This is a genomic window from Streptococcus pseudopneumoniae (assembly GCF_038148935.1).
Taxonomy (GTDB): Bacteria; Bacillota; Bacilli; order Lactobacillales; family Streptococcaceae; genus Streptococcus; species Streptococcus pseudopneumoniae_U.
In genome coordinates this window covers 1-6,881 of record NZ_JBBJZX010000100.1, presented here as the reverse complement: position 1 = coordinate 6,881, position 6,881 = coordinate 1, and the positions used below count along the sequence as shown (strand labels likewise).

The 6,881-nt window shown below is 39.6% G+C and carries 20 protein-coding genes; all 20 read right to left on the bottom strand.

Annotation, left to right across the window (positions count from 1 at the left end):
• Positions 1–225 (bottom strand): ArpU family phage packaging/lysis transcriptional regulator (locus WKI42_RS09095; RefSeq protein ID WP_368081752.1); only part of this gene is annotated, 225 nt, incomplete at its 3' end.
• 70 nt (positions 226–295) lie between these two features.
• Complete coding sequence (locus tag WKI42_RS09090; RefSeq protein ID WP_368081751.1) at positions 296–526, bottom strand: helix-turn-helix transcriptional regulator; 231 nt, start codon at positions 524–526, stop codon at positions 296–298.
• Positions 519–695 (bottom strand): hypothetical protein, encoded by a 177-nt coding sequence (locus WKI42_RS09085; protein ID WP_200832449.1) that lies wholly within the window; start codon positions 693–695, stop codon positions 519–521. The genes WKI42_RS09090 and WKI42_RS09085 overlap by 8 nt, the downstream gene beginning before the upstream one ends.
• A complete protein-coding gene (locus WKI42_RS09080; protein WP_368081750.1) occupies positions 688–921 on the bottom strand; it encodes a DUF3310 domain-containing protein in 234 nt (77 codons plus the stop codon). The genes WKI42_RS09085 and WKI42_RS09080 overlap by 8 nt, the downstream gene beginning before the upstream one ends.
• A complete protein-coding gene (locus WKI42_RS09075) occupies positions 918–1,331 on the bottom strand; it encodes a YopX family protein (RefSeq protein ID WP_368081749.1) in 414 nt (137 codons plus the stop codon). Before WKI42_RS09075 ends, WKI42_RS09080 begins: the two co-directional genes overlap by 4 nt.
• Positions 1,315–1,821, bottom strand: a complete 507-nt coding sequence (locus WKI42_RS09070) for a MazG-like family protein (RefSeq protein WP_368081748.1) — start codon at positions 1,819–1,821, stop codon at positions 1,315–1,317. The genes WKI42_RS09075 and WKI42_RS09070 overlap by 17 nt, the downstream gene beginning before the upstream one ends.
• A gap of 8 nt (positions 1,822–1,829) precedes the next feature.
• Positions 1,830–2,288: a hypothetical protein gene (locus WKI42_RS09065; protein ID WP_368081747.1), complete on the bottom strand. Its 459-nt coding sequence runs from the start codon at positions 2,286–2,288 to the stop codon at positions 1,830–1,832.
• Positions 2,288–2,548, bottom strand: a complete 261-nt coding sequence (locus WKI42_RS09060; RefSeq protein WP_368081746.1) for a DUF1372 family protein — start codon at positions 2,546–2,548, stop codon at positions 2,288–2,290. The genes WKI42_RS09065 and WKI42_RS09060 overlap by 1 nt, the downstream gene beginning before the upstream one ends.
• Before the next feature lie 12 nt (positions 2,549–2,560).
• A complete protein-coding gene (locus WKI42_RS09055) occupies positions 2,561–2,701 on the bottom strand; it encodes a hypothetical protein (RefSeq protein ID WP_261079980.1) in 141 nt (46 codons plus the stop codon).
• A complete protein-coding gene (locus WKI42_RS09050; RefSeq protein ID WP_368081745.1) occupies positions 2,701–2,859 on the bottom strand; it encodes a hypothetical protein in 159 nt (52 codons plus the stop codon). Before WKI42_RS09050 ends, WKI42_RS09055 begins: the two co-directional genes overlap by 1 nt.
• Entirely contained in the window at positions 2,859–3,359 is a 501-nt protein-coding gene (locus WKI42_RS09045; RefSeq protein ID WP_368081744.1) for a DUF1642 domain-containing protein, read from the bottom strand. Before WKI42_RS09045 ends, WKI42_RS09050 begins: the two co-directional genes overlap by 1 nt.
• 1 nt (position 3,360) lies before the next feature.
• Complete coding sequence (locus tag WKI42_RS09040) at positions 3,361–3,678, bottom strand: hypothetical protein (protein ID WP_368081743.1); 318 nt, start codon at positions 3,676–3,678, stop codon at positions 3,361–3,363.
• On the bottom strand, positions 3,650–3,832 hold the full coding sequence (locus tag WKI42_RS09035) for a hypothetical protein (protein WP_368081742.1): 183 nt from the start codon (positions 3,830–3,832) through the stop codon (positions 3,650–3,652). The genes WKI42_RS09040 and WKI42_RS09035 overlap by 29 nt, the downstream gene beginning before the upstream one ends.
• 15 nt (positions 3,833–3,847) lie before the next feature.
• Complete coding sequence (gene ssb, locus WKI42_RS09030; protein WP_261072513.1) at positions 3,848–4,243, bottom strand: single-stranded DNA-binding protein; 396 nt, start codon at positions 4,241–4,243, stop codon at positions 3,848–3,850.
• A gap of 86 nt (positions 4,244–4,329) precedes the next feature.
• Positions 4,330–4,557 (bottom strand): hypothetical protein, encoded by a 228-nt coding sequence (locus WKI42_RS09025; RefSeq protein ID WP_368081754.1) that lies wholly within the window; start codon positions 4,555–4,557, stop codon positions 4,330–4,332.
• A 9-nt stretch (positions 4,558–4,566) separates the two neighbouring features.
• Positions 4,567–5,028, bottom strand: coding sequence for a class I SAM-dependent methyltransferase (locus tag WKI42_RS09020; protein WP_368081741.1), 462 nt, complete (start codon positions 5,026–5,028; stop codon positions 4,567–4,569).
• Positions 5,028–5,222 carry a hypothetical protein gene (locus WKI42_RS09015; protein WP_368081740.1) on the bottom strand — a complete coding sequence of 65 codons (195 nt, stop codon included), beginning with the start codon at positions 5,220–5,222 and terminating at the stop codon, positions 5,028–5,030. The genes WKI42_RS09020 and WKI42_RS09015 overlap by 1 nt, the downstream gene beginning before the upstream one ends.
• The gene (locus WKI42_RS09010) at positions 5,222–6,085 is read right to left on the bottom strand and encodes a phage replisome organizer N-terminal domain-containing protein (RefSeq protein ID WP_368081739.1); all 864 of its coding nucleotides are present in this window, start codon (positions 6,083–6,085) and stop codon (positions 5,222–5,224) included. The genes WKI42_RS09015 and WKI42_RS09010 overlap by 1 nt, the downstream gene beginning before the upstream one ends.
• Positions 6,076–6,375, bottom strand: a complete 300-nt coding sequence (locus WKI42_RS09005; protein ID WP_440581621.1) for a hypothetical protein — start codon at positions 6,373–6,375, stop codon at positions 6,076–6,078. The genes WKI42_RS09010 and WKI42_RS09005 overlap by 10 nt, the downstream gene beginning before the upstream one ends.
• Positions 6,376–6,387: 12 nt before the next feature.
• The gene (locus WKI42_RS09000; RefSeq protein ID WP_368081738.1) at positions 6,388–6,711 is read right to left on the bottom strand and encodes a hypothetical protein; all 324 of its coding nucleotides are present in this window, start codon (positions 6,709–6,711) and stop codon (positions 6,388–6,390) included.
• Between the last annotated feature and the right edge of the window lie 170 nt (positions 6,712–6,881).

Below are 6,881 nucleotides of genomic sequence, written 5' to 3'. Positions count from 1 at the left end.
TAGTTCCAGGTCCTGCTGAGCTGATACTCTACGCACGACCATACTTTCTACCTGCTTGCTTGTCTGACCACTTGATGATCTTGGCTCAAGCGAGTAGGATATTGTTATTTTTGGAGCGTATTCTTCTCCAGCAATCCGTCTCAGACGACTGTATTTTTTGAGTACTTTGATAGCTTCCTTTCTGGTCTTCTTTTCATCGATGATATCCAATAATTCTATTTGCACACGAACTCCTCCTCATGATATAATAGTTCTGCGAAACTATAACACGAGAAGTCAGCTGTGCTGGCTTTTTTTATGCCCTACTCCCGAGAATAATATCAGTAGGAAAAGCAAAGTAAGTACAGATATCTTCTACATTATAAATATTCGGTACACTTTCCTCCTTCTCCCATTGAGCAATCAGGTAGCGACTATAGCCTAGTTTAGCTGCTAACTTTTCTTGTGACAACTTCCTTTCCTTACGTTTTTGCTTTAGCAAGAAAGCAAACCTACTTGCTTGTCTTGGATTTAATTTATCATTCATCATCCACCTCAATCTTTACGACAGCTCTACCATTTGGATTTCTTCTTTGCGTGGATGCAAAAGTGTAATACTTCAACATCCGTTCAGCAATTCCTGTTTCTTTGCTGATTTCCTCAAGCGTTCCTATCGTCACGAACGTTTCACCTTGATATAACGCGTACTCATTCATGTTCCATCTCCTCGATAAGCCAGTCAAGGTTCTTTCTGGATTTCTTCAGGTCTTCAAGACCGTTTTTCTTCTGGTGTCGTAGTATGTACTTCAAACTGTTACCCATATAGAATCCTTTCAACTGTTCGTCTGTCATGAAATTTCTTAAAGCATCGATTGATTCCATGCCGTATCTACCTTGGTAGTGGCTTGGGTTGTTTACGTTGTCAATTATTTCTGGGTTCATTCCTTATCCTCCAAAAGTTCAGGGTTTTCGTAGATGTTGCCAACTATTTCTTCATGCTCAGTCCACGCATATCCTTCTCCCAAGCCTTTTAGGTATACAGCTGGCATTCCACCTATGAATGTACCGCCATATTCTTTTTCTATATAGACTTCGTGAAGGCATCCTCTTGTGCATTTGATAATATCTCCGATAAAGACCTCTTTCCCGTTCTTATCTTTGAGTCCTGTTGATTGCATGAGTTCGATTACGTCAAAATCATAACAATAGATATCTCTATCGTCTGGTAAACCATTCTCAAAATAAACTTGTTGTGTCACTATTTCTTTGTTTTCGTAGTCAATATCAAGAATGTCATCTGGTTCAAAAAACGCTTTAATTTCATTTACCCAAACTCTAAATCTTGGTATCATTCGGCAAATCCTCCTCTTTGACAAATGACCCATCTATCCAACGACCTTTTCGGTCTTTGATTTCTTGGTATGCCAGTTCAAAACATTCTTCAAAATCATAACCGAGAGCATTGCTGATTATCCTTAAATCGCGGACTGCATACATCAGATTATGCCTGCACAGTTTCTTGTCTGCTAAATTTTGCGATAACTGAAACTCGATAATGTGAACATTCAAAGATTTAAAACAATCCATAACTTCTTTTTCTCTGAAACTTTCAGAATCCTTGAATATTCCTTGCACATCCACTTTTATCAGCAAGGCCAGACCGACAATCACGACTGCGCAATCTCCGATGCTGTCTTTTGTCAGTTGCTCATTCTTCTTAAGATAACCAGCACATAACTCGCCGAACTCCTCGCTGAGTTTGAGTGACTGCTTGTCTAACCGTCCGCCGTTTTCTAAATCGCGGTCAATAAACCATTGCTTGACTTTGTCTATTGTGTTCATGATAATTCCTATCTTTTCGTTAATCTTGGTAAAATTTCATTCACGATGAATATATAATTAGGGGCAAGAGTTGCTTTTAAAACAATTGCAATAACTAATGTTATCAAGCTTGCGCTTGATGAAATGCAACTAATTTTTAGTGGTATTTTTAAGTCCTTTCTTTTCCGATCAATACGTTCTAATTTAATTTCTTCCTCGGTTTTTCCTGTACGTATATCATAGGAATAAACAAAACCACCATCGTATGTAAAATATATGAGAGTTGAAACTGCTAAAACTACTACAGAAACACTAAATATTACAATTGACATGATTTGAAAAAGACTGAAGAGATCATAAAACATCTTTTCTTTAACGAACATTTCATAAATCTGTGGTGCATTCCCTTTAAATGTTGTAAGCAAAGAACTTACTTCATCAACAGTCATATTTAACATTTTTGCTAAAGCTTGTAAAATATCGTCCATTAGAGTAACACCTCATCCCCAACTTTCACTTTATCATACACGTCCTTCGTAACCACGAACACCCCGTAGTCACGAATTATGACAGTATACAGTTTGCCATGTCGTCCTTTCTCGACGACCTTACCAAAAATCTCAGCGCCTGCGTTATCCGCCTTGTAGATAACCATCGGCTTCTTCTCTTCTAAATCTCGAATCCTGTCCATCTGCCAGATGTTTAGTCCAGCAGAGACAAGAAGCCATATCGCGATAAAACGTTTCATTCTGTGACCTCCTTACTCTTCTTCATCCATGATTTCATTAAACTGCTCTTCGTCAATAAGTCCACGGTCAATCATTGTTTGGACCGTCAATTCAATTTTTATCAATCTGTTCAATTCTTTGTTAGGCAACGTAGCCATAATAACTTCTTCCATCACTCCACCTCATCTTTTAATTTAACTGCAATTTCTAAGTAAAATTTTTGTTCAGGTATATCCAGCACCATTGTATCGTTTTTACCTTCAGATTCAACGATAATTTCTCCGATTGCCAAAACTAAGTCTCCAATTGTGCTATTTAGCGTAAGGCTCATCACTCCATCTCCTCAATCTCAATTCCTGGGCAATCGAATACCCAGCCGAAATCTGCGTCTTCTAGTTCTTTTCGGGTATGTTCACGCCTTTGTGTGTAAAGGTTGCTGAAAAAACGATATCCGTTCGTTTTTGTATCCACTAAATAGTCAATTTCTTCTGAGTTATTTTTTAATTTAACCAGATACCGCTTCTCTTCCTCGACCTCGTAGCCGTCAAGCCATGCACGGGCAAGTGTTTCTTGATTACATTCGTGATAAAACCATCTTTGAAGTTCCTCACTATCTTCATCATCTATAGACTTTATTAAATCTTGCAAGTCCCAATTATATTCTTTGGCTTCTTGAATATATTTATGAACACACTGCGGAACTTTGACTTTTTCTGGTTCGTCTAGTTGTTGTAAGTCTCTTAGAACGGTTTTTAGAATAGTTTTTCCGCTAACAATACCTACAACACATTCAACCGCTTCATACTTCTTAATCAATGCCTTAATATTCATCTTAGTTTCCTCCATAAATCAAATAAACTGCAATAACTACCTGAGCCATGCTTGGCGAATAGCCAATCCAATCATCAAACTCCTTAGATTTTGGCAACCAATCCTTAGTAGCTCCCAAATCATAGTCTGTAGGTTTTTCATCAGCGAAGATACATTCCATCGCTCCCATAAACGTTATACCATCTTCTGCCATTTCCCAAAAATAGTCCGCCCGGTCTTTCACCGCTTGTGGTAAATCTTGCTTGGGAGGTTTGGGTTTCCCATCTACTACCGACCAGCCATATACTCCATTAACTTTTTTCTTTAAATCTTCCATCATCTTCTAAAAATCTTTCAATAGCTTCTCTATAGGAGACTTCCACCAGACCGTCCAAGTCGTTCAGGGCTTCAATATAGTCTGGACGACCTTGCCCGTACTGCTCTTTCAAAAATTCAACAAAGAGATGAATTTCCTGATATGTTACTCCAATCATATTTCTTACCTCTCCCTAAAACGGAAAATCATCTTCCTCAAGGGCGTATCCTGGCATTTGTTCCTCGATGTTCGAACGGTTAGCGGTATCATCACGCTTTTCAAGTCGCTCAAAATTCTCTGCGACCACCTCAGTCAGATAGACCCTGCGCCCTTCCTGATTCTCATAGTTCCTTGTCTGGATGCGACCAGTCACACCCACCAAATTGCCCTTCTTGCACCATTCCGCAAACAACTCCGCCTGCTTGCGCCACATCATACAGTTGATGAAGTCCGCCTCTCGCTCGCCATTGGCTCCCTTGAAATTCCGATTGACCGCCAAAGTAAACGTCGCAACCGCCACATTCGACGGCGTATATTTTAATTCAGGGTCTTTCGTCAAGCGCCCCACCAACGTAACGTTATTGATCATCTTTCTTTTCCTTTCTTGCTGCACGTTCCCCGACTAAGTAGCCGAGAAATAACCACAGAATAGCCATTCCAAATTCTTTAATAAGTTCAATCATTTTCTTCTCCTCCTGAAAAAGTCGCTAAATAGTAACAATCCTTAGCACCGTAGTCAAACCGTGTTGTCCGCTGACCAATGTGCTTCTGAAACCTTGGATGAGTGATAGCCGAGAAAGCCCATTGATGATCTTCCATATGGTCAATAAGATCATCGACATTGTCAAACGTCCCAAGGTAAAACTTGCAGTGCCCGTTGTAGACGAAGTAAAGATTTAACATCAATACCTCCTAAAATTTCATAAAAGCCATCCAGTGAGTTGTCCCACGTTGCTGACCGAAAAGCGGTTGATGCGGAACCAATTCCAAAATTTCTTTAACATTTACTTGAGCATCAGACCACTTGAAAATAAGTGTTCCTCCTGTTTTCAAAACCCTAAAACATTCTTCAAAACCTTGTTGTAAATCTAATCTCCAAGTCAACAAGTCTAGTTGTCCATATTGCGCACGCATGAATGATTTCTGACCAGCCCATAGCAGGTGTGGTGGGTCAAATACAACAAGGTTGAATGTTTCATCATCAAATGGCATATCTCGAAAATCTGCAACAATGTCTGGCTTAACATTGATTTTCTTTTTATGAATCTCAAATTCCTCTTCACGTCTATCCATATATGTTGTGTGTGGTTCCTTTTTATTAAACCAAAACATTCGAGAGCCACAACACGCATCTAGTATTCTGATATCTTTCATCACTCCACCTCAACAGGGTAAAAGTTCCCAAAGGAACCCCTCAAAGCCTTTCCAACCTGTAAGGCTGCCGCCCGAGAAACAAACCGCATGGCTTTCTTCTCCTCAGAACATGAAATGTCCAAGCCAGTCACACCAATAACTGCGGATCTCAGAAACGGATTATCCTCTCTTGTCCCATGTCTTAAAATAAACATCAGCCACCTCCGTTATCCAAACGTTTCAGCAGTTCCTGTTTCCGTTTTTCAAGCTCTTCCTTATCTTCCTCACTCGTGGTATTCACATAGTTAGGTTGAGACCATTCAGGAACGTTGGATTTTGCTTGTCCTTGGCGATTGCTGATTTTACTTTCTCTGTATTGACGCTCACGTTCATCCACTGCTGCAATCGTCAAGACCCCGTCCTTTTTCCAATTCGTCAAAATTGCTTTTATATAACTAAAATTCCGTTTACCATTGTCAGCAGCAAGACCAATTGCTTTCAGGACAACTTTCGCTTCCATTCCATCCAAAGTGATGAACTCTTTCAAGATTTCAAATTGAGTCCCATCTAACGGAGCAATACGAGATTGATATTCTTCCACGATGAGCTCGACTGGATTTTTATCTTTATCTTTATCTATATCTATATCTTTCTCTTTATCTATATCTCCGTTGCAAGTTGTTGCAATAGTGTTGCAATGCAACTTTTGTAATTCTCTATGCTTACGACTTCTACGAGTGCTCGCTGTTTCACTCCCAACCATCTCAGGAACCTGTTCTAAGAAATAATCACGGTCAGAGTTTCTAGTCAGCAATCCTTTGCTTTCTAAAAAAATCAATGTAATTTTAATATCTTCAACATTTTCGTCAATGACAAGAGCGATTTCTTCGGCTAGATTGTCAGCAAGTCCATCATAGTAAATATGCCCTCCGTCTTCCAAGCTAATTAACATCATTTTGAGATAAATGATGGTATGTGTATCTCCACCAGCAATCTTGCGAAGTAGTTTCATCTCCTTTGACTTAAAAAAGTCTTGAGCAAGCTGGATCCAGAAATACCGCTTGTTTTTTAACGCCATAATCTCACACCCCACTTCCTACGATTGGCACGGTATTTCATCCGCATATCCTCATAGATGTGCATCCCCTCTAGCGCCATCTTCTCAACCTTTAACAGCTTATTTTTAGAGACTACATCACGATAGTCCTTGGCTAGTTTTTCATAGTCTGTTAAGTATTCTTTGATGAGCAAAATTTTCCTGTTCTCGTCCTCTAAATATATTTCAAAATCAGACTTTTCTTCATCAGACGATAACATTTCTTTATTCACTCGCTCATGCCACAATAGCCATTCAATCAATTCTTCCATTTCCTGCCCTCCTCATGACAAAAATCTGATTGCAGACTGTTTCGGCTCTGGTAATGCCAGAGGTTCCGGACGTAAGCCTACAGGCGGTTCGTTATCAAACGTAAATCCTCTGAACTCTCGGCGGATGTTCTTGCGAATTTCTTGCCATTTGTCCTCTCTACCACGTTCGTATACATGGTTGTAGCCTTGGATAATCATAGACGCAAATTCTTGCTCTTCTTGTCTCTCTTTTTCCTTACGCTCCTCTTGCAGTTTGATGTGACGGCAAAGCCCTGCAAATCCAATCAGCAAAGTTCCAACACCCATCAACTGGTCTAAAATCGGTGGTTCAAACATTTTTATCTCCTTATGCTCTTAATTTTCGTACTTCTTTTTCTAGTTCCAAAATCTCATAAACATCATTGACATCGTACATGATATCTTTCCCTTGCTTACGAAATCTTAAGCCTTTTCGTTCTAACTTCTTAATATAGCCATGAGTGAAGCCGAACTTCTTCATCAAGGCC